Here is a 23,157-nt window from a genome sequence, read left to right as displayed (position 1 = left end):
CGGAAGCGGATTCACCCGTCAGAAATAGGCCGATGCGGCGGGACGGGCAAGCCATCCGACCCCGGTCGGGCGCGCGATGCCGCATCCGTGACCCCGCGGCCGGTCAATCCTGCCCGGGGGCCTGGTCCGGCTGCTCGGCCGATGCCAGCGCGACCATCTCGGCCAGCTGCGGATCCTTGCTGAGATCGGCAAAGGCATATTGCGCCGTCAGCGCCGTGGGCGACAGCTCGACATTCTTGACCACCCTGGCGCCTGGCGCCGCCGGGCCATAGGTGCGGCCGTTGACCGCGAAATAGACCGCGCCGGAATTGCCCGCGCGCAGCACCGGCGGCGCTTCCAGCTTAGGCAGGGCAAAACGCTCGCCCGCGTCCATGGTCTTTTCCAGCAGCACCGTGCCGTCGGCCGAGGTGACGCGCACCCAGGCGGGACGGGCGGTCAGGATCTCGATCTCGGGCGCATCGGGGGCGACGGTGCGCACCGCCGCCTGTTCGGGCGGCATCTGCGGGCCATAGACCCGGTCCTGGACCGCGGCGGTGCGGGTTGCGGGCGCGGCGCCTTCCGGCTTGGCCGCCGGCACGTCCAGCCGCGGGTCGATGGCGGCGATGGGCCCGTCGCGGGCGACCAGCACCGGCAGCTCCAGCGCCTGCGGGCGATAGGTGCGGTCCAGCCCCTCGGGGCGCGGCAAATTGACCTGGGCCGATTCCACGGTCTCGGGCTCGGCCGCCTCCTGCACCGGGTCCAGCGCGGCGATGACGCCGGGGGCCTGCTCGCCGGGGGTCAGGTTGACCTTCTGCACCTCTTGCAGCACGGCCCAGCCGCCATAGCCCAGCCCGCAGGCCAGCACGACCATGACCAGCAGCGAGCCGATGGCCCGCGGCTCGATCGAGCTCCAGATGCTTTCCTGCCGAGGCAGGAAGATCGGATGCGGATTGGCCAGCGCCTCGGCCGGGTCCGAGGGCCGGCGCTGCGGCTTTGGCCCGGCGGCGGCAGGGGCCATGCCATGCGTCGGCTGGAAGCCCGATTCCTGGCAGAAGCGGCGGAAGGTCCAGTCGGCGTCCATGCCGAGATAGCGGGCATAGGAGCGGACATAGCCCGCGATGAAGCTGGGCGTGTCGAAGGCGGAAATGTCGCAATTCTCGATGGCGGCGACATAGGAGGCGCGAATGCGCAATTCGCGCTGGACATCCAGCAGCGACTTGCCCAGCGTGGCCCGTTCGCCCCGCATCAGATCACCGAGACGAATGTCAGGATCGTCGAAACCGGGCGGCAAGGCCGCCGGCTCCTCATGGCCATTGGACGGGGGATTACCCCTTAGCCCGATCATTGCGCCTGCCCCATTCTTTGCTGCTCGTCCCCGCGAATCGGAAGACTCTCACAACTTGATTAAAGCAAGGTTATCACGGGCGCGAGAGGTCTTCACCCCGAAACCGTCTCAGGCAGCTGAAGTTGAACGGTTCAGTTTGCACTGCGACCAGAGGTTGTCCATGGCCTTCACCAGCTGGTCGATCTGCTTGGGATCATGCACCGGCGAGGGCGTGAAGCGCAGCCGTTCGGTGCCGCGTGGCACGGTCGGGAAGTTGATCGGCTGCACATAGATGCCGAAATCGGCCAGCAGCATGTCCGACAGCGCCTTGCAATGCACCGGGTTGCCGACATGCACCGGCACGATATGGCTGCCATGGTCCATGATCGGCATGCCGAGCCCGCGCAGCCGCATCTTCAGGATGCGGGCGTTCAGTTGTTGCTGGTCGCGCAGCAACTGCCCCTCGGCCGTCTTGAGGAAGGCGATCGAGGCCGCGGCCCCGGCCGCCACCGCCGGCGGCAGCGAGGTGGTGAAGATGAAGCCCGGCGCATAGGAGCGGATCGCGTCCACCATCTTGGCCGAGGCGGCGATATAGCCGCCGAAGACGCCGAACGCCTTGCCCAGCGTGCCGTTGAAGATGTCGATGCGGTGGCTGAGCCCGTCGCGCTCGGCCACGCCGCCGCCGCGGGGGCCATACATGCCGACGGCATGGACCTCGTCCAGATAGGTCAGGGCGTTGAATTCCTCGGCCAGGTCGCAGAGCGCCGCGAGGGGGCCGAAATCGCCATCCATGGAATAGATCGATTCGAAGGCGATCAGCTTGGGCGCTTCGGGATCGTCGGCCTCCAGCAACTCGCGCAGATGCGCGACGTCGTTGTGGCGGAAGATCCGCTTGGCGCCGTCGAACCGCTTGATCCCCTCGATCATCGAGGCATGGTTCAGCTCGTCGGAATAGATGATGAGGCCGGGAAACAGCTTGCGCAGGGTCGAGAGCGTGGCGTCATTGGCGGTGTAGGCGCTGGAAAAGACCAGCGCGGCCTCTTTCCCGTGCAGGTCGGCCAGTTCCGCCTCGAGCCGCTTGTGATAGACCGTGGTGCCCGAGATGTTGCGCGTGCCGCCGGAGCCCGCCCCGGTGGCATCCAGCGCCTCGTGCATCGCCGCCAGCACCACCGGGTGCTGGCCCATGCCCAAGTAGTCGTTGCCGCACCATACGGTGATCTCGGTCTCGGTCCCGTCGGGACGGGTCCAGACCGCCTGCGGATAGGCCCCCTTGCGACGCTCGATGTCGATGAAGGTGCGGTAACGACCCTCTTCGTGCAGCTTGCCGATGGCCTGATCGAGGGCGGCTGAATAGTCCATCACGGATCCCTTGCCTTGCTTGAACTTGCTTGCTTGGGGGATCATGCTGCGATCCCGCGGGTCATACCTTGATACGCATCAAGCCAGAGGAAATACAGCGTTAAAATGTCGCACCCATACCAAGGGGACAGGCATTTTCTCTGATAAAATCAATCAGGAAAGGCGAAGGATGACGGACAATTCCAGAATCGGCGAAGTACTTTCAACGCTGGACGCGGGGCTGCCCCAGGCGCTCGACCGGCTGATGGAATTTCTTCGCATTCCCTCGGTCTCGACCGACCCGGCCTATGCGGCCGAGGTGCGGCGTGCCGCGGAATGGCTTTGCGCCGAACTGGTCTCGCTGGGCTTCCGGGCCGAGCTGCGCGACACGCCCGGCCATCCGATGGTGGTCGCGCATTCGCCGAAGGGGACGCGGCGGCCGCTGCTGTTCTATGGCCATTACGACGTGCAGCCCGTCGATCCGCTGGAACTGTGGGAGCGCCCGCCCTTCGAGCCGCATATCGAGGACACGCCGCAGGGCAAGGTGATCCGCGGCCGCGGCGCCTCGGACGACAAGGGCCAGTTGATGACCTTCGTCGAGGCGTTCCGCGCCTGGAAGGCGGTGCATGGCAGCCTGCCCTCGGACCTGGTGCTGCTGTTCGAGGGCGAGGAGGAATCCGGCTCGCCCAGCCTGCGCCCCTTCCTGCGCGAGAATGCCGAGGAATTGCGCGCCGGCATCGCCATGATCTGCGACACCGGGCTTTATGCCGACGGCCGCCCGGCCATCACCACCCAGCTGCGCGGGCTTTGCGGCGAGGAGATCGTGATCCGCGCCGCCGACCGCGACCTGCATTCGGGCAGCTTCGGCGGGCTGGCGGCGAACCCGGTCCAGATCCTCGTCAACGCGCTGGCGACGGTCAAGGACGCCGGCGGCCGCGTCGCCCTGCCCGGCTTCTATGACGGCGTCGAGGAGCTGTCCCCGGAACTGCGCGCCGACTGGGCCGCGCTCGGCTTCGACCCAGCCGAGTTCCTGGGGCGCGTCGGGCTGAAGCATCCGGTGGGCGAGACGGGCCGCACCGGGCTGGAAATGGTCTGGAACCGCCCCACCTTCGAGATCAACGGCATCACCGGCGGCTATACCGGCGAGGGCTTCAAGACCGTCCTGCCGGCCGAGGCCCGCGCCAAGGTCAGCTTCCGCCTGACCGGCACCCAGGATCCCGACCGCATCCGCGAGACCTTCCGCGCCCATGTCCGCGCCCATGTCCCCGAGGATTGCACGGTCGAGTTCCACGGCCATGGCGCCAGCCCGGCCAGCCGCATGGACATCTCGGACCCGGCCTTCGCCGCGGCCAAGGCGGCGCTGACGCAGGAATGGGGGCGCGAGGCGGCCTATATCGGCGCCGGCGGCTCGATCCCCATCGCCGGGGATTTCAAGGAGATCCTGGGCATGGATTCCATGCTGATCGGCTTTGCCCGCGACGACGACCGCATCCATTCCCCGAACGAGAAATACGATCTCGACAGCTTTGCCAGGGGCGCGCGCAGCTGGGCGCGCATCCTGGCCGCCCTGGGCTGAAAGCCGCGGGGGGCGGCCCGGCCGGGTCGCCCCCTTTCGCACGTAGCGGCAGCGGCGAAAAGCGGCCGTGACCGGGCCCTTGCCTTGCGCCCCTGACCCAGATCAATTCATCCAGGGGAAGGCCATGATAGCGCGCAGGCAGGATTGAGAAGGGACGCGACCGATGACCATGACGGCATTCGTTTCGGCGGTTCTGGCGCTGCTGCTGGCGCCGGGGCCGACGAATACGCTGATGGGGATCGCCGGGGCGCGGCGCGGGCTGGCCAGCGTCGCGCGCCTGCTGCCCGCGGAACTGGCGGGCTATCTGACGACCGTCCTGCCGCTGGCCTTCCTGGGCGCGGGGCTGCTGGAACAGGTGCCGGCCCTGGCCGTCGGGCTGAAACTGGCGGCGGCCGCCTGGATCATGGTCCTGGCGACGGCGCTGTGGCGTGCGCCCGGCGATGAGGGCGAAAGCCGCGGGGTCGGCGCGCGGCGGATCTACGTGACCACCGTCCTGAACCCCAAGGCGCTGATCTTCGGCCTGGTCCTGCTTCCCGCGCCGCAGGATCCGGCCTTCGCGACACGGCTGGGGATGTTCTGCCTGATGGTGATGGGCGCGGCCCTGGCCTGGGGCTGCGCCGGGGCCTTGACGCAGGCGGGAAACGGCGGCGGAAAGCGGCTGCAAGGCGTCCAGCGGCTCGCCTCGGTCTGGCTGGCACTGGTTTCGATCTCGCTGGTCTTCGGCCTGATGCGCGCCTGACGCCGGCAACTTTACCCGACTGGCCTGATGCGCGCCCGACGCGGGCAACTTTTCCCAACGGGGTTTTGCCGCCTCGGGCGCGGCTTTCCCGCCTCTCGGCATGAAAAAGGGCGCCCCTGCGGGCGCCCCGATCATCCCGACGGCCTGCCCTCAGGCGGCGCGGGCGGTCAGCACGGTTTCGACCTTCTTCTGCGCGCCGGCTTCGTCCATGCCGGACACGGCGGCGACCTCGCGGGTCAGGCGGTCCAGCGCGGCCTCGTAGAGCTGGCGCTCGGAATAGGACTGCTCGCGCTGGTCGTCGTTGCGATGCAGGTCGCGCACCACCTCGGCGATCGACATCAGGTCGCCCGAGTTGATCTTTTGCTCATATTCCTGGGCGCGGCGCGACCACATCGCGCGCTTGACGCGGGCCTTGCCCTTCAGCGTGTCCAGCGCCCGCTCGACCAGGTCCGGGGTCGAGAGGCCGCGCATGCCGATCTCGGTCGCGCGGGCGGTGGGCACGCGCAGGGTCATCTTGTCCTTTTCGAACGAGATCACGAACATTTCGAGGCGCAGTCCCGCCACCTCCTGCTCTTCGATCGAAACGATGCGACCCACGCCATGGGTGGGATAGACGACAAAGTCATCGGGGCGGAATTCGGTCTTCTTGGCTTTCGACATTGGGCATCCTTCGCAGTTGCACCGCCACGCGGCACAAAAACCCCCAAGGCGGGACAATCCCCCCTTACGGGCCAACATTGTTGTTCTTGCACTTCTGACCGGGCAGTCGATCAGGACAGGCAGCAGCGCCGGCCAGGCCACAAAAGCAGCCCGACCGGCGCGAGATGGCTGCACCATAGCACAAAAATCGCGCCGGTTCAAAGGTTCCCTGAAAAGCGGCACCGGCCCCGTTTGACGAAAGAAAATCGTTCAGACTCAATACCAGGGAACGCTTCACCGAACAGAGCCGATGCATGGCCAGGGCGAATCGACGCCCTCGCCACGGATGCGATCTAGCGGTTGCGGCCCCGTCCCGCCAAGCGATACGACAGTCAAATCCGACATATGATGCAGGATCGGCACAGTCGTTAGCATTTCAAACGAAATCGGCCCCACGAACGGGACCGGAGGTCTCAATCCCCCTCGCCGGGCGCTTCCGAGAAATATTTCTCCAGCTTGCCGGGCATGCCGTCCATCTCCTGATAGCCGGGCATCGGATCCTTCTTGCGGGTGATCACTGGCCAGGATTCGGCATATTTGCGGTTGAACTCGACCCATGTTTCCATGTCGGGCTCGGTATCGGGGCGAATCGCATCGGCCGGGCATTCCGGTTCGCAGACGCCGCAGTCGATGCATTCGTCGGGATGGATGACCAGCGTGTTCTCGCCTTCATAAAAACAGTCCACGGGGCACACCTCGACGCAGTCGGTGTATTTGCACATGATGCAGTTTTCGGTGACGACATAGGTCATGGCGAGATATTCCTGTTTCCTGATCGGCTAGTTACGCCCGCCGCAGCCATCAATCAAGGCCACCGCCGGCGAAAAGACGAGGATAGGGCCGAGCCCCGGCCGGGATGGGATGGCGTTCTGTCGCAGGGGCGCGGGCAGGAACCCGGTTCCTTGTCCGGCTGACCGGAGTCCTTCGCCAGCCTAGAGTTCCTCGTAAAGCGTGGCCGCCTCGGTGGCCGGGCCGCGGCGTTCGCCCAGAAGCACGATCCGCAGCACCCTGACCCGGCCATGGGCCGAAACGGTGACGGTATCGCCGCCCCGCACCGCCTGCGCCGGCTTGCTGCAGGGCTGGCCGTTCAGCCGGATGCCCCCGGCGCCGATCGCATCGGCGGCCAGGGTGCGGGTCTTGAACAGCCGCGCGTGATGCAGCCAGCGGTCGAGCCTGATGCTTTCGCCGCCTTCCCCTCTCACGTCTTGTTCTTGAGCGCGGCGAGAACGGCGAAGGGGCTGTCCGGGTCGGCCTGTTTCTCGGCGCGCGGCGGGCGGGCCTCGAAGCTCTTGGGACCGTCATGGCGCGGCTTGCCCTTGGGCTTGCCCTTCGGGCCGCGGTCGGGCCGGTCGCCGCGTTCGCCGCGCGGCTTGCCTTCGAAGGGCTTGCCGTCGCGCCGATTCTCCTGCCCCGCCTCGCGTTCGCGGCGCGGGCCGCGCTCGCCCTGCGGGCGGCCCTGACCCTGCCCTTGGCCTTGGCCCTGACCTTGGCGCTCGGGCCGGCGATGGCCGCCGCGGGGACGCGGAGCCCAGGTGAAGCTGTAGAACACCTCGGTCTCGGGCGCCGCTTCGCCAGGTTCGGCGCCGGCTCCGGCCGCAACGACCTCGGCCTCCGCCTCGGCGGCCTTGCGGGCGGCCTGCTCGGCCTCCCATTTGGCGCGGGTCTCGGCGGCAAGCACGCTTTCCTCCTCGGTCAGCGGATGCTCGTGGTCGGCCTCTTGCGGCGCGGGCTCGGCGGCGGGCGCCGCCTCGGCGCGGGCCTTGGGGCGCTCGCCCCGCTCGGCGCGATAGCCCAGGCCCTGCATCAGCCCGGCGAACTGCTCCAGCGTCATGCCGGTGATCGACAGCATGTCGGGCGTCGCCTCGAAGCCGCCGCGGCTGTCCTGGCCGCGCAGCATGTCGGCCAGCCGCTCGAGCATGTCGATGCGAATCGCCCGCTCGCCCGCCGGGTGATAGCCCGACAGCGTGTAATAGCCCTTGGGCACGTCGGGCAGGTTGGGGATCGTCACCAGGCCGGGCGGCGGGCTTTCGGGGAATTCCGACAGGCCCTGGTCCAGCCCCCAAAGCACCAGCCGGAGCCGGGTCGGCGCCGGCTTCAGCAGCGCCGGCTGGAAGATGGTGAACTGGCCGAAGCGCACGCCATGCTTGCGCAGAAGGCCGCGCGCGTCCTGGTCAAGTTCCTTGACCTCGGTCGCCACGCCCTCGCGCGGCAGCACACCCAGCGCCTCGACCAGGCGGAAGGCGAAGCCGCGGGCCAGCCCGGCCAGCGTCTCGTCGTTCCTGAGCGCCAGCAGCGGCTCGAACAGGGTGGCGATCTTGCGGTCGATGAAATGCTGCAGGCGGCGGCGCACCTTCTCGGCGATCTCGGGGCCCGCCTCCTCGTCGACGAAGGCCTCGACGCCGGGTTTCAGCGCCTCGGCGCCCTTGACCAGCTTGCCCACCGCCGAGCTGCCCCACATCAGGCCGCCCTGCTCGGTGAAGTCCAACTCGGTATCCGGCGCGTTGTAGAAGCGGTCGGCGCGCAGATGGAACTCGGGGCGCAGCGCCTCATAGGCGGCGCGTTGCAGCATCCGCGCCTCGTCCCCGGTTGCGCTCGGATCGGCGTGGAAGCGGAAGCCTTCCAGACGGCCGGCGAATTCGCCCTCGACCGTCACTTCGCCCTTGTCATTCACCTCGGCCAAAAGGCTCTCCTTCTGTTTGAGCCGGCGCAGCAGCACGGAAGTGCGCCGGTCCACGAATCTTTGCGTCAGAGCCGCGTGCAACGCGTCCGACAACCGATCTTCTACCGCGCGCGTCTCGGCACGCCAATGACTTTCGTCCGACACCCAGCCGGATCGTTGGGCAACATAGGTCCAGGTGCGTATATATGCCAATCGTTTCGACAATGTGTCGATGTCGCCCTGAATCCGGTCAATGCGGCGGATCTGCCCCTCCAGCCAGTCGCCGGGCACCTTGCCCTCGCGCAGAAAGCCGAAGATCCGCGCCAGCAGCGTCGAATGCTCGGCCGCCGAGATCGAGCGGAAATCCGGGATCCGGCAGACGTCCCAGAGCAGCCGCACCTCGCGCGGATGCGTCACCTGGTCGCGGATCTCGGGCATCGCCGACAGCGCCTTGAGCGCGCGGATGTCGTCCGCCTCGCGCCCGCGCACCAGCCATTCCGATTGCGGCTGCGTCTCGAGGCTTTGCAAGAGCCGCTCGACCGTGCCGAATTCCAGCGCGGCATTGCGCCACATCAGCCGGCCGATCGGCTGGAAGCGGTGGTTCTCGATCGCCTCGATCAGCCCCTCGTCCAGCGGCGCGGCATCGCCGGTGACGCCGAAGCTGCCCGGCTCGGTATGCCGCCCCGCCCGGCCGGCGATCTGGCCCAGCTCATGCGGGAACAGCGGGCGATAGCGGCGGCCGTCGAATTTCTCGGTGGCGGAAAAGGCGATGTGGCGGATGTCGAGGTTCAGCCCCATGCCGATGGCATCGGTGGCGACCAGGTAATCGACCTCGCCCGCCTGATACATGGCGACCTGCGCGTTGCGGGTGCGCGGGCTCAGCGCCCCCATGACCACGGCGCAGCCGCCCTTCTGGCGGCGGATCAGCTCGGCCGTGGCATAGACCTCCTCGACCGAGAAGCAGACGATGGCCGAGCGCGCCGGCATCCGGCTGATCTTTTTCGAGCCGGCCCATGACAGGGCCGAGAACCGCTCGCGCCGCATGAACTGCGCCTGCGGCACCAGCGCGGCGATGGCCGGGCGCATGGTGTCGCTGCCCAGCAGCAGGGTTTCATGCAGCCCGCGCATGTTGAGCAGCCGGTCGGTGAAGACATGGCCGCGCTCGGGGTCGGCGCAAAGCTGGATCTCGTCGATGGCGACGAAATCGGCGCCGACCTCGGGCATGGCCTCGGTGGTGGCGACCCAGTATTGCACGCGCTCGGGCACGATCCGCTCCTCGCCCGTGACCAGCGCCACGACCGAGGGGCCGCGCGCCTTGACGATGCGGTCATAGACCTCGCGCGCCAGCAGGCGCAGCGGCAGGCCGATGACCCCGGTGTGATGCGCCAGCATCCGGTCGATGGCATAATGCGTCTTGCCGGTATTGGTCGGGCCAAGGACGGCCGTGACCCGCGATCTGTCACTCATCAGGCGTCGGTGCCCTGCAATTTGCGTTCGAGGCGCTGGACGGCATCCTGCGCCTCCTGTTGATGGGGGTGGATCTTCAGGCTCTGGCGAAAGGCCTCCAGCGCGTCCCGGTCGTCGCCCAGTTCCTCGAGGATGGTGCCCAGCTGGGTCAGGGCGCCGAAATGGCGCGGCTCGAGCCGCAGCACCTGCCCCAGATCGGCGATGGCCGGGCCGAAATCCCCCTCCAGATAGAAGGCGACCGAGCGCAGATACCAGCCCGCCGCGAAATCCGGCGCATGGTCGGTCAGCGCGGTCAGGTGGCCGATGGCGGTGACGGTGTCGCCCGTGTCCAGCGCCGCCTCGCCCCGCTTGTAGAGCAGGTCCATCGCCGCCGAGCCGGAGCGCGACCAGATGCGCAGGATGTCGGTCTCGGCCCGCGCCCAGGTCTCGCCGCCCGGCTGGGCCAGTTCGGCAAACAGCAGGTCCAGGTCCTCGCGCTCGCGCAGCCGCGCCTCGGCGGTCGGCTCGGAGGGGGCCGCGGGTTCGGAAAGCGGGCTTTCGGGCAGCGCCTCGCCTTCGTCTTCGGGCGGACCCTCCTCGTCCTCGGGAATATCGTCCTGCGGCGGTGCGTCCTGCACCGGCATCGCATGGGGCAAGGGGCCCCCGTCCTGCCGCGCATGGCCGGGGCCGGCCGCCGCCAGCCCCAGGAAAAGCGCTGCCGCAACGGCAAGATGGAAATGGGGGACTGGCAAAAGCATATTCCCCATGTAACTTTCCCCATCGTCTAATTCCAGACACGAGAACAGGAGATCCCAGAATGAGCAAAGTCATCGAGGCAGCCGTGGCCGCGCTGGACGAAAAGGCCAAGGGCTTCGACGGCACCGCCAAATTCGTCATCGAGGGCGAGGGGGCGGTCTATATCGACGCCGACGGTGCCCGTGCCGCCGACGACGAGGCCGAGGTGACGCTGACCGCCAGCCGCGAGACCTTCGAGGGCCTGCTGTCGGGCGACGTGAACCCGACCACTGCCTTCATGACCGGCAAGCTGCGGGTCGACGGCTCGATGGGCACGGCGATGAAGCTGGGCGCGCTGCTGTCCTGAAGCGATGAAGCCCGCGCCCTTCAACACGCTGCCCGGCGACCCCCTGCCCCTGGCCCGCGCCTTCTGGCTGCGGGCCGAGGACGGGGTGCGCCTGCGGGCGGCGCATTGGGCCGCGGGCGGCGCCTCGGGCACGGTGCTGCTGTTTCCGGGCCGCACCGAATACCTGGAGAAATACGCCGAGGTCGCGGCCGACCTGAACGCCGCCGGGCTGGACGTGCTGGCGCTGGACTGGCGCGGACAGGGCATGTCCGACCGCCTGCAGGACAATGTCCGGCCCGGCCATATCGGCGATTTCGCCGATTACCAGCGCGACGTGGTCGAACTGGTGGTCGCGGCGCAGGAACTGGACCTGCCGCGGCCCTGGCACCTGCTGGCGCATTCCATGGGCGGCACCATCGGCCTTGCCGCGCTCGACTCGGGCCTGCCGGTGCAAGGCGCGGCGTTCTCGGCGCCGATGTGGGGCATCAACCTGCGCGGCGTGCCCGAGGCGCTGGCGCTGGCGTTTGCCACCACGCTGGGCCGGCTGGGCCGCGGCGGCCACCCCGCGCCGCGCACGGGGGGCGAGAACAGCTTCGTGCTGATGGACCCGTTCCACGACAACCTGCTGACCCATGACGGCCGGCGCTGGGGCCGGCTGGTGGCCGAGGCCGCGGCCTGGCCCGACATCTCGGTCGGCGGCGCCAGCAACGACTGGCTGCGCGCGGCGCTTCTGGAATGCCGGCGCCTGGCCGCCCTGCCCCCGCCCGCGCTGCCGGCGCTGATCGCGCTGGGGGATCGCGAGCGGGTCGTCTCGCCCCAGGCCATCCGCAGCCGCGCCGCCGCCTGGCCCGGCGCCCGGCTGCTGGACCTGGCCGATTGCCGGCACGAGCCGATGATGGAACGCGACCCCGTCCGCAGCCGCTTCCTGGACGCCGCCATCGCCCATTTCGGCGCCGCCGCCGCATCCTGAACCGCATCCCGCGCCCCCGCCCTGCACATCGCATGGCTTGCAGCCCGGCGGTTCAGAGGTCACATGTTGACCATACGAAAGGAGCGATCATGACGATTTCTGCCCGCAGCCCCCTGGACCGCGTCCTGCCGCGAGACGAGAATGCCTTGCCTGTCCCGGCCAAAACCCCCGATCTGGGCGCGCTGCCGGAATGGGACCTGGGCGATCTCTATCCCGCGCCCGATTCGCCGGAACTGGCCCGCGACGTCGAGGCGGTCGAGCGGGCCTGCTGCATCTTCGCCCGCGACTACGACGGCAAGCTGGTCTCGCTCGACGCCGGCAAGATGCTGGAATGCATCGAGCGCTACCAGGAGATCGACATCCTGGCCGGGCGGGTCATGTCCTATGCCGGGCTGCGCTATTACCAGAACACCACCGATTCGGCCCGCGCCAAGCAGATGGGCGACCTTCAGGACCGCATCACCGCGGCAACGACCAAGCTCGTGTTCTTCAGCCTGGAGTTCAACCGCATCCCCGATGCGCGCTACGAGGAAATCTTCGCCGCGCCGAACGGTCCCGCCCGCTACAAGCCGGTCTTCGACCGCATGCGCGCGATGCGCCCCTATCAGCTCTCGAACGAGCTGGAACGCTTCCTGCACGACAATTCCGTGGTCGGCGCCGCCGCCTGGAACCGGCTCTTCGACGAGACCACGGCCGGCCTGACCTTCGCCGTCGAGGGCGAGGACGAGGAACTGGGGCTGGAGGCGACGCTGAACCTGCTGACCGACCACGACCGCGCCCGGCGCGAGGCCGGCGCCCGCGCCCTGGCCGAGGTCTTCGGCAGGAACGTCAAGCTCATCGCCCGCATCCACAACACGCTCGCCAAGGAAAAGGCCATCGAGGACAAGTGGCGCAAGATGCCGACGCCGCAGACGGCGCGGCACCTGTCGAACCATGTCGAGCCCGAGGTGGTCGAGGCGCTGAAGAACGCCGTCACCGCCGCCTATCCGCGCCTGTCGCATCGCTACTACCGGCTCAAGGCGCGCTGGCTGGGGCTCGACAAGCTCCAGGTCTGGGACCGCAACGCGCCGCTGCCCAGCGAAAGCCCGCGCCTGATCCCCTGGGCCGAGGCGCAGGCGACGGTGCTGGACGCCTATGCCGGCTTCTCGCCGAGGCTGGCGGAACTGGCGCAGCCCTTCTTCGAGCAGGGCTGGATCGACGCGGCGGTGAAACCCGGCAAGGCGCCGGGCGCCTTCGCCCATCCGACCGTGACCACCGTCCATCCCTATGTGCTGCTGAACTATCTGGGCAAGCCGCGCGACGTGATGACCCTGGCGCATGAACTGGGCCACGGCGTCCACCAGCGGCTGGCGGCAGCGCAGGGGGAACTGCTGGCCGCGACCCCGCTGACCCTGGCCGAAACGGCCAGCGTCTTCGGCGAAATGCTGACCTTCCGCGCGCTCCTGGCCCGGACTGCGGACAAGGCGCAGCGCAAGGCGCTGCTGGCCGGCAAGGTCGAGGACATGATCAACACGGTGGTGCGCCAGATCGCCTTCTACGACTTCGAATGCAAGCTGCACGCCGCCCGCGCGCGGGGCGAGCTGACGCCGGACGACATCAACGCGCTGTGGATGTCGGTGCAGGCGGAAAGCCTGGGCGATGCCTTCGAATTCATGCCGGGCTACGAGACCTTCTGGACCTATGTGCCGCATTTCGTGCATTCGCCCTTCTACGTCTATGCCTATGCCTTCGGCGACGGGCTGGTGAACGCGCTTTACGCCGCCTACGAGGACGGGCTGCCCGAGTTCCAGGCGAAATATTTCGACATGCTGGCGGCGGGCGGCTCGCGCCATCACAAGGAATTGCTGGCGCCTTTCGGCCTCGACGCCTCAGACCCGGCCTTCTGGGACAAGGGCCTGTCGATGATCGAGGGCTTCATCGAGGAACTCGAGGCCATGGAGGACTGAACCCACGCCGCCGGGGGCGCTTCGCCCCCCGGACCCCCAGAGGATATTTGGACACGAAAGAACGGCAGGGCCTCTTCCGCCGTTCTTCCGTGTCGAAATATCCCGGGGGAATCCCGAAGGGATGGGGGCAGAGCCCCCTCTTCCCCCAGCCGTTGCCGGGGCAGTTTTTCGTCGCCTGCGGCATGGGCCCGTCCTATGCTGCCGGGAAACCGAAAAAGGGGACGGCATGATCCGCATGATCCGACGCACCATCCTTTGGCTTCTGGGCCTGGCGGCCCTGGCCGCCGTCGTGGTGGCGATCTGGGGGCCGGGATTCGTCGAGCGCCGCCTGAACCCGGTTTCCGGGCCCGCCGAGGGCTGGCCGGTCTCGCCCCAGGCCGAGGCGCTGCACCAACGGCTGGTGATCGGCGACTGGCATTCGGATGCGCTGCTCTGGGACCGCGACCTGCTGGGACGCGCCGAGCGCGGCCATACCGACATTCCGCGGCTGGCCGAGGGCAATGTCGCGGTGCAGGTCTTCACCACCGTCACCAAGAGCCCGCGCGGCCAGAACTATGGTCGCAACTCGGCCGAGGCGCCGGACAACATCACCCCGCTCTTCATCGGCCAGCTGCGCCCGCTGCCGAGCTGGTTCAGCCTCAAGGAGCGCGCGCTGGTCCAGGCCGCCGCCCTGCGCCGCGCCGCCGAGCGCGCGCCCGACCAGCTCATGCTGATCCGCTCGGCCGAGGATCTGCAGACCCTGCTGGAGGCGCGGCAGAACGGCGCGAAGACGGTCGGCGCCATCCTGGGCTCGGAAGGGGCGCATCCGCTGGAGGGGCAGATCGGCAACCTCCAGGTGCTTTACGGCGCCGGTTTCCGCCTGCTGGGCCTGACGCATTTCTTCGACAACGAGCTTGGCGGCAGCCTGCATGGCGAAGGCGGCAGCGGCGCCGAGCTCAGCCCCTTCGGCCGGCAGGTGGTCGAGGAGATGATGGCCAAGCGCATGATCATCGACCTGGCCCATGCCAGCCCGCAGATGGTGCGCGACGTTCTGGCCATTCCCGGCACCCGGCCGATCCTGTCCCATACCGGCATCCACGGCCATTGCCCCAGTCCGCGCAACCTCGACGACGCGCTGCTGCAGGCCATCGCCGGCAAGGGCGGGCTGATCGGCATCGGCTATTGGGCCGATGTCGTCTGCGGCAAGACCCCGGCCGACATCGCCGCCGGCATCCAGGCCGCCATCGCGCTGGTGGGCGAGGATCACGTCTCGCTCGGCTCGGATTACGACGGTTCGGTCGATGCACCCTTCGATGCCTCGCATCTGGCCGCGCTGACCCAGGCATTGCTGGATGCCGGGCTGAGCGACCAGCAGATCGCCAAGGTCATGGGCGGCAACATGATGCGCTATCTTGCCCAGATGCTCTGAACCCGCCTAAGCTGCCACCGCATCAAGGAGAGGCCCATGCTGACCGTCTATGGCGTCACCCGCTCGCGCGCATCGCGCATCATCTGGCTGTGTCATGAATTGGGCCTGCCCTTCAAGCAGGTGCCGGTGATCCAGGCCTATCGCCTGCCCGATCCCGATGCATCCGACGCGCCGCTGAACACGCATTCGCCGGATTTCCTGAAGCTCTCGCCCGCAGGCGCCATCCCGGTGATCCAGGACGGCGACCTGGTGCTGTCGGAATCGCTGGCCTGCACCCTGCACCTGGCGCGCAAATACGGCCAGCCCTTCGGTCCCGCCGACGCCATCGAGGATGCGCTGATGCTGCAATGGAGCTTCTACGCCGCCACCGCCATCGAACAGGACGCGCTGGTCATCCTGTTCAACCACGGCAAGGGCCAGGCCCAGCCCGGCGCGGCCCAGGCCACCGTGGCGCATGCCGCCGAGCGGCTGGTCCGCCCCCTGCGCGTGCTGGAGGATCACCTTGCCCGGCATGGCCACCTGGTCGGCGGCCGCTTCACCGTGGCCGACCTGAACCTGGCCGAGATCCTGCGCTATGCCCAGGGCTATGGCGAGCTGATGGAGCAATTCCCGGCCGTCACCGCCTGGCTTGACGATTGCCAGGCCCGTCCTGCCTTTCGCAAGATGTGGCAGGAACGGCTGGCGGAACCAGAGTAGACGGGGCGCGATCCGGCAGGCGCGGGCTTTCGGCGACTACCTTGGGACAAAGCCGGCGGACCTGTTCTGACCTCGGCCCCGCGCCTGTCCCGTCTGGCAAAGAACGGCCCCCTTGGGCATCGCAAGCCCTTGCGCTCCTTGGCCTTTAGCAGGCTGCTGAAAAAGTCCTTGCGACAGGACAGCGCGGGCAGGGCACCGGAAAATCCGCTTCAAATTTGCCGAAAACACCCCATTTTCGGGCCGATATTAGCTGGATCCAGAACGATTTCCGCTGCGTCGCCCTCTCAAAATCCTTTTTCAGCGGCCTGTTAGGCGGAACGGCCGTCTCGTCCGCTCCAGCTTGCTGCAGGCGCGCTGCGACACCGCACCAGCCGCCGGGGTTTTCCCGGCCTGCGGCCTGGGTCCCTGACAGCCAGAAGGCCGGAACTGGTCGGGTTCCGGCGCTTGATTCTCGCAAGAGGACCGCCCGCCGGGTTCCCTCGCCTGCCTGTTCAACACGAGGGCCGGCGAAGCAGAGGATCTCGCCCGTTCGCGGCCATGCCGGTTTCAGGAAATGCCCGCGGCCGGCACGGCCGCGCGGGCGATCACCCCAGGGGCGGGCCCGCCACCGGCGGCGTCCGCCGTTGGTCGGGGTGCAGCGATGCGCCCAGGATATGCTCGGCCGAATGGATCACATGGCTGGCATGGCCGACGATCAGCGGATCGGGCGGCGCCGCGATGGCCGCATCCTTGTCGGGATAGTCCAGCGTCGACAGGAAATGCCGCATGCAGTTCAGCCGCGCCCGCTTCTTGTCGTTCGACTTGACGATGGTCCAGGGCGCGTCGGCGGTGTCGGTATAGAAGAACATCGCCTCCTTCGCCTCGGTGTAATCCTCCCATTTGTCGAGGCTGGCCAGGTCGATGGGCGAAAGCTTCCAGCGCTTCAGCGGATCGGTCTCGCGCGCCTCGAAACGCGCCCGCTGCTCGTCGCGGGTGACCGAGAACCAGTATTTGTAAAGCCGAATGCCCGAGCGGACCAGCATGCGCTCGAATTCCGGGGCCTGGCGCATGAATTCCAGGTATTCCACCGGCGAGCAGAAGCCCATGACCCGCTCGACCCCGGCGCGGTTGTACCAGCTGCGGTCGTAGAACACCATCTCGCCCGCGGTCGGCAGGTGGCGGATGTAGCGTTGGAAGAACCATTGCCCGCGCTCGATCTCGGAGGGCTTGTTCAGCGCCACCACCCGCGCAAAACGCGGGTTCAGGTGTTCCATGAAGCGCTTGATCGTGCCGCCCTTGCCGGCGGCGTCGCGGCCCTCGAACAGGATGACGAATTTCTGCCCCGTCTCCTGCGCCCAGATCTGCGCCTTCAGCAACTCTGCCTGCAGCCGGGCCTTTTCCCGCTCATAGGCGACGCGCCCCATGCGGCGCGGATAGGGATAGCGTCCGGTTTCGAAGGCCAGCCGGATCGCATCCGGGTCGAGGCTGGGAAAGCTTTTCGGCCCCCTGGGCTCCGCATCGGCCGAAGGCACGATGGCGGGGGTGGCCGATGGCTCTGCCGTCCCCGCCCCGGTCCCGGCGCACTCGCTAACCGGCGGCATGACCAGGGACTCACTCGAAACCGGATGACCTTCCATATGCCCTGACCATACTGCAACTCGATACTGCGCAGGATATGGCACGGCGCGCGGCGGCACACTTTGATCCTGGTCAACAAAACCCGGTCCGAGTCGTGAAAGCGACGCAAATTCGTCATGATCCCCCTCCCATCCCTTGCGGTCGGCGGCGGGCGATCCACTTTCCCTTGCCCCCGGCCCGCCGGGCATGAGATAACCCCGCCCCAGAAGAACAAGACGAGCAGGTGCCATGGCCGACGATCTCTTCCCCGCCGCGGATAAGGCTTCCGACAGCTATTCGGCATCCTCGATCGAGGTGCTGGAGGGGCTGGAGCCGGTGCGCAAGCGACCCGGCATGTATATCGGCGGCACCGACGAGCGCGCGCTGCATCACCTGGTCGCCGAGATCCTCGACAACTCGATGGACGAGGCGGTGGCGGGCCATGCCAGCCGCATCGAGGTCGAGCTGCTGGCCGATTTCAGCGTGGTGATCCGCGACAACGGCCGCGGCATCCCCATCGACCCGCATCCGAAATTCCCCGGCAAGTCGGCGCTGGAGGTGATCCTCTGCACGCTGCACGCCGGCGGCAAATTCTCGGGCGACGCCTATCAGACCTCGGGCGGGCTGCACGGCGTCGGCGCCTCGGTGGTCAACGCGCTTTCCGACAGCATGGTGGTGCAGGTCGCCCGCAACCGCGAGCTTTACGAGCAGCGCTTCTCGCGCGGCCTGCCGCTGGGCCCGGTCGAGAAGGTCGGCGCCGCCCCGAACCGGCGCGGCACCACCGTCACCTTCCACGCCGACGACCAGATCTTCGGCCATCACCGCTTCAAGCCGGCGCGGCTGCTGCGCATGGTCAAGTCCAAGGCCTATCTGTTCTCGGGCGTCGAGATCCGCTGGAAGTCCGAGATCGACGACGGCGAAACGCCGCTGGAGGCCACGTTCCACTTTCCGGGCGGGCTTGCCGATTACCTGGGCGAGGTGCTGGGCAATGCCTCGACCTATGCCGACCGCCCCTTTGCCGGCAGCGTCGATTTCAAGGAAAAGTTCAACACGCCGGGCAAGGTGGACTGGGCGATCAACTGGACGCCGTCGCGCGACGGCTTCATCCAGTCCTATTGCAACACCGTGCCCACGCCCGAGGGCGGCACCCATGAGGCCGGCTTCTGGTCGGCGATCCTGCGCGGCATCCGCGCCTATGGCGAGCGGGTGAGCAACAAGAAGGCGGCGCAGATCACCCGCGACGACCTGCTGGCGGGCGGCTGCGCGCTGGTTTCCTGCTTCATCCGCGAGCCGGAATTCGTCGGCCAGACCAAGGACCGGCTGGCCACCACCGAGGCGCAGCGCCTGGTCGAGGGCGCGGTGCGCGACCATTTCGACAACTGGCTGGCGGCGGATACCAAATCGGCCGGCGCCATCCTGGACTTCCTGGTGCTGCGCGCCGAGGAGCGGCTGCGGCGCCGGCAGGAAAAGGAAACCGCCCGCAAGTCGGCCACGAAAAAGCTGCGCCTGCCCGGCAAGCTGGTCGATTGCTCGGCCACCAACCGCGAGGGCACCGAGCTTTTCATCGTCGAGGGCGATTCGGCGGGCGGCAGCGCCAAGATGGCGCGCGAACGCACCACCCAGGCGCTGCTGCCCTTGCGCGGCAAGATCCTGAACGTGCTGGGCGCGGCCTCGTCCAAGCTGGGCTCGAACCAGGAGATCGCCGATCTCTGCCAGGCGCTGGGGGTCGGCATGGGCTCGCGCTTCAACGTCGACGACCTGCGCTATGACAAGGTCATCATCATGACGGATGCCGATGTGGACGGCGCCCATATCGCCAGCCTGCTGATGACCTTCTTCTTCACCCAGATGCGGCCGCTGATCGACAAGGGGCATCTCTACCTGGCCTGCCCGCCGCTTTACCGGCTGACGCAAGGGCCGCATCGCATCTATGTCGCCGACGACGCCGAGAAAGAGGCGTGGCTGGCCAAGGGCCTGGGCGGCAAGGGCAAGATCGACGTGCAGCGCTTCAAGGGCCTGGGCGAGATGGACGCCAAGGACCTGAAGGACACCACGATGAACCCCCGGACGCGCAAGCTGATCCGCGTCTCGATCGACGAGGAAGAGGGCGGCGAGACCGGAGACCTGGTCGAGCGGCTGATGGGCAAGAAGCCCGAACTGCGCTTCCAGTTCATCCAGGAGAATGCCCAGTTCGCCGATGCCGAGGAACTGGACGTGTGATCCTGGCCGCTCCGCTTGCGATCTATGTCCTGGCGGCGCTGGCCGAGATTGCCGGCTGCTTTGCCTTCTGGGCCTGGCTGCGGCTTGGCAAATCGCCGCTCTGGCTGGTTCCGGGGATGCTGTCCCTGGCGGTTTTCGCCTGGCTCCTGACGCGGGTGGATGCCGATTTCGCCGGCCGCGCCTATGCGGCCTATGGCGGGATCTATGTCACGGCCTCGCTGGGCTGGCTTTGGCTGACCGAAGGCCAGGTGCCGACGCGCTGGGATCTGCTCGGCGGCGGGCTTTGCGTGCTGGGGGCGATGGTGATCCTGGCCGGGTCGCGCACGGGATAGCCCCCGCCGCGCACGCGGCGTCGCGACCTTCCTAGCCGCAGGTCGTGGGTGTGCCCTTCGCGACGATCGCGTGCCAGTCGGCGCCCAGCGTTTCGCGCGCCGACAGCGCATTCCTCGCCTCCGGCGAGCCTTCGGGAACCATCTTCACCACCATGCCCTGCGAGTAGTTCTGCTGGAAGCCGCGAAGGAAATCGCCCTGCAGCCCGCTGTCGCTGTGATCGCCCAGGATCACGAATCGGTCGCCGCCCTTGCGGATCACCTCGATCGCCGCCGATTTGAAGGCCACGTTGCGGGCGCCCGACGGGCCGCAGGCCGGTGCCGCATGGGTCGCGACCTTGAACGTGTCCCTGGTCATGGGCTGGATCTGGGTCTGGGCGCAGGCCGCAAGGACCGGCAAAAGCGCCAGCGCCGCTGGCAGGGCAGGAATACGCATCCGGGAACCTCGCTTGGATGAACCGTCGTTCGGAGTATGCAGAACATTTCCCGAACATCAATCGCGATGTTCCTAAAATACAAGCTTTCACAATTGGTTAATCAAAACCGCATCCCCAGCGAAAAGCTTACCCCCTCGCTGCCAATGCCGAAGCTCGCGGCGCCGAACGAAACCCCCAGCAGCGCGCCGCTGAACACCTGCGCCGGGGTGTGTTCGCCGGCATGGACCCGGCTCCAGCCCGTCAGCCCGGCCGCGCCATAGGCCAGGGCGCCGGCCTCGGGGCGGTCGTCGAAGCATTTTCCGGCCAGGTCCGAGGCGCCGAAGAAGGCCGCCGCCGTATGGCCCGAGGGGAAGCCCTTGCCCCCGCCCGAGGGGCGGCGCGAGATCGGGGCGCCGTCGAAGAACTCCTTCATTCCCCAGGCCAGCGCCGCCTGCAAAACGCCGCGCACCGCGAAATCCTCCAGCCGGTCCTGGTCGGCGGCGCAGACCGCCGCCGCCAGCGGCAGGCCGTATTTCATCGCCGTGCCGAATTGCTCGAACGGGTCGGCATAAGCCTGGGCGGGCAGCAGGCAGAGCAGCCCGAGCAGGGCTGCGCTACGCCTGCGCGCGCGGCGCGAGGACTTGGGGCTCGCAGGCCCAGCCGGGCCTGGCGCCGTGGTCGCCGTGCTGCGGCCATGCACCGCGCATCCACCGGCCATGCACCGCCGGCCGGCATCCGCGCTCATGCCGCACCGCCCTCGCCCAGCCGGATCACCCGGTCCATCCGTGCCGCCAGATCCATGTTATGGGTGGCGATCAGCGCCGCGAGCCCGGTCTCGCGCACCAGCGCCATCAGCACGTCGAAGACCTTGTCCGAAGTCGCCGGGTCCAGGTTCCCCGTCGGCTCGTCCGCCAGCAGCAGCGAGGGCTGGTTCGCCAGCGCCCGGCAGAAGGCGACGCGCTGCTGCTCGCCCCCCGACAGTTGCGCCGGGCGGTGGTCGGCGCGGTGCGACAGCCCCACGCGGCCCAGCAGGTCCAGCGCCCGCGCCCGCGCCGCCGCCTGCGAAACCCCATTGGCAAGCTGCGGCAGGACGATGTTCTCGGCCGCCGAGAACTCGGGCAGCAGGTGGTGGAATTGATAGACGAAGCCCAGCTCCTCGCGCCGCGCCTCGGTCCGGGCCCGGTCGCTTTGCCCGGCCATGTCGCGCCCGTTCAGCAGCACCCGCCCCGAATCGGCGCTGTCGAGAAGCCCGGCGATATGCAGCAGCGTCGATTTCCCGGCGCCCGAGGGGGCAACCAGCGCCACCACCTCGCCGCGGGCGATGCGCAGGGACAGCCCGTCCAGAACCGGCACCGGGGCGGGTCCGCCGATGCCGTAAGTCTTGGAAATCCCTTCCAGAACCAGGATGTCATTCATAGCGCAGCGCCTCGACCGGGTTCATGCGCGCGGCGCGGCGCGCGGGAAAGATGGTGACGACGAAGGACAGCGCCAGCGACAGCGCCGCCGCGCGGAAGATGTCCCAGGCCCGCAGCTCCGCCGTCAGGTGATAGATGCCGCGCACCTCGGGCTGCCAGGCATTGCCGCCGGTCAGCGCGTTCAGCGCCGCCATGATGTGATCGACGTTCAGCGACAGCGCCACCCCCAGAGCCACGCCGGCGATGGTGCCGATCACCCCGGTAAAGGCGCCGCAGAGGAAGAAGACCCGCAGGACCGAGCCCTCGGTCAGGCCCATGGTGCGCAGGATGCCGATGTCGCGGCCCTTGTTCTTGACCAGCATGATCAGCCCCGAGGTGATGTTCATCGAGGCGATCAGCACCAGGATCGACAGGATGATGAACATCACGTCGTCCTCCATGTCGAGCGCGGCGAGGAACGAACCCGAGGCGTCGCGCCAGGTCCAGACCTGCGCCCGCTCGCCCGCCGCCTGCAAGAGCGGCATGGTCCAGTCGTCGATCCGCTCGGGGTCGGCGACATAGACCCCGATCTCGTCGACCTGCCCCTCGCGGTTGAAGAAGCTCTGCGCCTCGGCCATGGGCATGTAGATGCGCGCCTTGTCCACGTCGTAGCGCCCGGCCGAGAAGATATAGACCACCTCGAAGGATTCGACCCTGGGCGTGGTGCCGAAGGGGGTCTTGGCGCCCTCGGGCGCGACCAGTTGCAGCCGGTCGCCCACGCCCAGGCCCAGGTCGCGCGCCATGCCGATGCCGATGGCGATGCCGCGGTCGAAATCGTCGAGATTCCCCAGCGCGCTCTGTGGATCCGCGATGCCCGACATTTCCTTGAGCGCGTCGAGCGTGATGCCATGGACATCGCCCAGCGATGCGGCGTCGCCCTGCCGCGCCATGACCTGCGCGCGCACGGCCGGAACGGTGCGGATCACGCCGGGGATCTGCGCGATCCGGGCAGCGACCGCATCGTAATCCTCGACCCGGCCGGGGGTGACATAGGTTTCCTCGGTCAGCTCGTTATAGATCTGGGTGGGGGCGTAATAGACCGTGCTATGGGCGTTGGCGCCCAGGATCGTATCGACGAACTCGGCCCGGAAGCCCGCGCGCACCGCCAGGGTGGCGATCAGCGCCATCACCCCCAGGGTGATGCCAAGCAGGCTGATCCAGGTCATCACGCTGACCCCGCCCTCGGCCCGGCGGGCGCGCAGGTAGCGCCAGGCGATCATGAATTCGAAACGCGAAAACGGGGCGGGGCTGGCCATCGCTCACCTGTCTGTTGGGTGGCGC

General features: G+C 68.1%; 21 protein-coding genes. 9 read left to right on the top strand and 12 right to left on the bottom strand.

The features are described from left to right. Positions 1–103 precede the first annotated feature (103 nt). The gene (locus E3U26_RS20445; RefSeq protein ID WP_499107468.1) at positions 104–1,324 is read right to left on the bottom strand and encodes a helix-turn-helix domain-containing protein; all 1,221 of its coding nucleotides are present in this window, start codon (positions 1,322–1,324) and stop codon (positions 104–106) included. 108 nt (positions 1,325–1,432) lie between these two features. Further along, entirely contained in the window at positions 1,433–2,662 is a 1,230-nt protein-coding gene (gene hemA / locus E3U26_RS20440; protein WP_036749768.1) for a 5-aminolevulinate synthase, read from the bottom strand. 169 nt (positions 2,663–2,831) lie between these two features. On the opposite strand from hemA, the gene E3U26_RS20435 reads away from it, so the two are divergent. Together E3U26_RS20435 and E3U26_RS20430 are read left to right on the top strand one after the other, a co-directional pair. After that, positions 2,832–4,217 carry a dipeptidase gene (locus E3U26_RS20435; RefSeq protein ID WP_072460740.1) on the top strand — a complete coding sequence of 462 codons (1,386 nt, stop codon included), beginning with the start codon at positions 2,832–2,834 and terminating at the stop codon, positions 4,215–4,217. A 163-nt stretch (positions 4,218–4,380) separates the two neighbouring features. Continuing rightward, a complete protein-coding gene (locus tag E3U26_RS20430; RefSeq protein WP_072460741.1) occupies positions 4,381–4,956 on the top strand; it encodes a LysE family translocator in 576 nt (191 codons plus the stop codon). A gap of 150 nt (positions 4,957–5,106) precedes the next feature. Here the strand turns inward: E3U26_RS20430 and E3U26_RS20425 are convergent, their stop codons facing one another. The 5 genes from E3U26_RS20425 to E3U26_RS20405 form a co-directional block, all read right to left on the bottom strand. After that, positions 5,107–5,616 carry a CarD family transcriptional regulator gene (locus E3U26_RS20425; RefSeq protein WP_036749634.1) on the bottom strand — a complete coding sequence of 170 codons (510 nt, stop codon included), beginning with the start codon at positions 5,614–5,616 and terminating at the stop codon, positions 5,107–5,109. 452 nt (positions 5,617–6,068) lie between these two features. Next, the gene (fdxA, locus tag E3U26_RS20420; protein WP_024845187.1) at positions 6,069–6,407 is read right to left on the bottom strand and encodes a ferredoxin FdxA; all 339 of its coding nucleotides are present in this window, start codon (positions 6,405–6,407) and stop codon (positions 6,069–6,071) included. Between the two features lie 180 nt (positions 6,408–6,587). Next, positions 6,588–6,857 (bottom strand): RNA-binding S4 domain-containing protein, encoded by a 270-nt coding sequence (locus E3U26_RS20415; protein WP_036749632.1) that lies wholly within the window; start codon positions 6,855–6,857, stop codon positions 6,588–6,590. Next, complete coding sequence (locus tag E3U26_RS20410) at positions 6,854–9,781, bottom strand: DEAD/DEAH box-containing ATP-dependent helicase (protein ID WP_499107466.1); 2,928 nt, start codon at positions 9,779–9,781, stop codon at positions 6,854–6,856. The genes E3U26_RS20415 and E3U26_RS20410 overlap by 4 nt, the downstream gene beginning before the upstream one ends. Further along, positions 9,781–10,527, bottom strand: a complete 747-nt coding sequence (locus E3U26_RS20405) for a tetratricopeptide repeat protein (RefSeq protein ID WP_499107464.1) — start codon at positions 10,525–10,527, stop codon at positions 9,781–9,783. The genes E3U26_RS20410 and E3U26_RS20405 overlap by 1 nt, the downstream gene beginning before the upstream one ends. A 50-nt stretch (positions 10,528–10,577) precedes the next feature. On the opposite strand from E3U26_RS20405, the gene E3U26_RS20400 reads away from it, so the two are divergent. The 5 genes from E3U26_RS20400 (at position 10,578) to E3U26_RS20380 (ending at position 15,861) form a co-directional block, all read left to right on the top strand. Beyond that, positions 10,578–10,862 (top strand): SCP2 sterol-binding domain-containing protein, encoded by a 285-nt coding sequence (locus tag E3U26_RS20400; RefSeq protein WP_036749621.1) that lies wholly within the window; start codon positions 10,578–10,580, stop codon positions 10,860–10,862. A gap of 4 nt (positions 10,863–10,866) precedes the next feature. Continuing rightward, the gene (locus E3U26_RS20395) at positions 10,867–11,811 is read left to right on the top strand and encodes an alpha/beta fold hydrolase (RefSeq protein ID WP_036749618.1); all 945 of its coding nucleotides are present in this window, start codon (positions 10,867–10,869) and stop codon (positions 11,809–11,811) included. A gap of 89 nt (positions 11,812–11,900) precedes the next feature. Next, positions 11,901–13,757 carry a M3 family oligoendopeptidase gene (locus E3U26_RS20390; RefSeq protein ID WP_499107462.1) on the top strand — a complete coding sequence of 619 codons (1,857 nt, stop codon included), beginning with the start codon at positions 11,901–11,903 and terminating at the stop codon, positions 13,755–13,757. A 226-nt stretch (positions 13,758–13,983) separates the two neighbouring features. Then, the gene (locus E3U26_RS20385) at positions 13,984–15,165 is read left to right on the top strand and encodes a dipeptidase (protein WP_499107461.1); all 1,182 of its coding nucleotides are present in this window, start codon (positions 13,984–13,986) and stop codon (positions 15,163–15,165) included. 36 nt (positions 15,166–15,201) lie between these two features. Continuing rightward, entirely contained in the window at positions 15,202–15,861 is a 660-nt protein-coding gene (locus E3U26_RS20380) for a glutathione S-transferase family protein (protein ID WP_036749614.1), read from the top strand. A gap of 584 nt (positions 15,862–16,445) precedes the next feature. On the opposite strand, the gene ppk2 is transcribed toward E3U26_RS20380, so the two are convergent. After that, positions 16,446–17,441, bottom strand: a complete 996-nt coding sequence (ppk2, locus tag E3U26_RS20375; protein WP_244294952.1) for a polyphosphate kinase 2 — start codon at positions 17,439–17,441, stop codon at positions 16,446–16,448. A 265-nt stretch (positions 17,442–17,706) separates the two neighbouring features. On the opposite strand from ppk2, the gene parE reads away from it, so the two are divergent. Both parE and E3U26_RS20365 read left to right on the top strand, forming a co-directional pair. Continuing rightward, on the top strand, positions 17,707–19,677 hold the full coding sequence (gene parE / locus E3U26_RS20370) for a DNA gyrase/topoisomerase IV subunit B (RefSeq protein ID WP_499107460.1): 1,971 nt from the start codon (positions 17,707–17,709) through the stop codon (positions 19,675–19,677). Then, complete coding sequence (locus tag E3U26_RS20365; protein WP_114534968.1) at positions 19,674–20,009, top strand: YnfA family protein; 336 nt, start codon at positions 19,674–19,676, stop codon at positions 20,007–20,009. Before parE ends, E3U26_RS20365 begins: the two co-directional genes overlap by 4 nt. A gap of 31 nt (positions 20,010–20,040) precedes the next feature. Here E3U26_RS20365 and E3U26_RS20360 read toward each other — a convergent pair whose 3' ends face one another. The 4 genes from E3U26_RS20360 to E3U26_RS20345 all read right to left on the bottom strand — a co-directional run bounded on the left by E3U26_RS20360 (position 20,041) and on the right by E3U26_RS20345 (position 23,132). Continuing rightward, on the bottom strand, positions 20,041–20,442 hold the full coding sequence (locus tag E3U26_RS20360; RefSeq protein ID WP_116171010.1) for a hypothetical protein: 402 nt from the start codon (positions 20,440–20,442) through the stop codon (positions 20,041–20,043). 101 nt (positions 20,443–20,543) lie between these two features. Beyond that, entirely contained in the window at positions 20,544–21,167 is a 624-nt protein-coding gene (locus E3U26_RS20355; protein ID WP_499107457.1) for a phosphatase PAP2 family protein, read from the bottom strand. Then, complete coding sequence (locus E3U26_RS20350; protein WP_072460749.1) at positions 21,164–21,838, bottom strand: ABC transporter ATP-binding protein; 675 nt, start codon at positions 21,836–21,838, stop codon at positions 21,164–21,166. Before E3U26_RS20350 ends, E3U26_RS20355 begins: the two co-directional genes overlap by 4 nt. Then, the gene (locus E3U26_RS20345; RefSeq protein WP_214273930.1) at positions 21,831–23,132 is read right to left on the bottom strand and encodes a lipoprotein-releasing ABC transporter permease subunit; all 1,302 of its coding nucleotides are present in this window, start codon (positions 23,130–23,132) and stop codon (positions 21,831–21,833) included. The genes E3U26_RS20350 and E3U26_RS20345 overlap by 8 nt, the downstream gene beginning before the upstream one ends. Positions 23,133–23,157 lie beyond the last annotated feature (25 nt).

The organism is Paracoccus ferrooxidans (assembly GCF_029909815.1).
Taxonomy (GTDB): Bacteria; Pseudomonadota; Alphaproteobacteria; order Rhodobacterales; family Rhodobacteraceae; genus Paracoccus; species Paracoccus versutus.
Note: the sequence above shows the minus strand (reverse complement) of the source record. Positions and strands in the feature narration are given on the sequence as shown.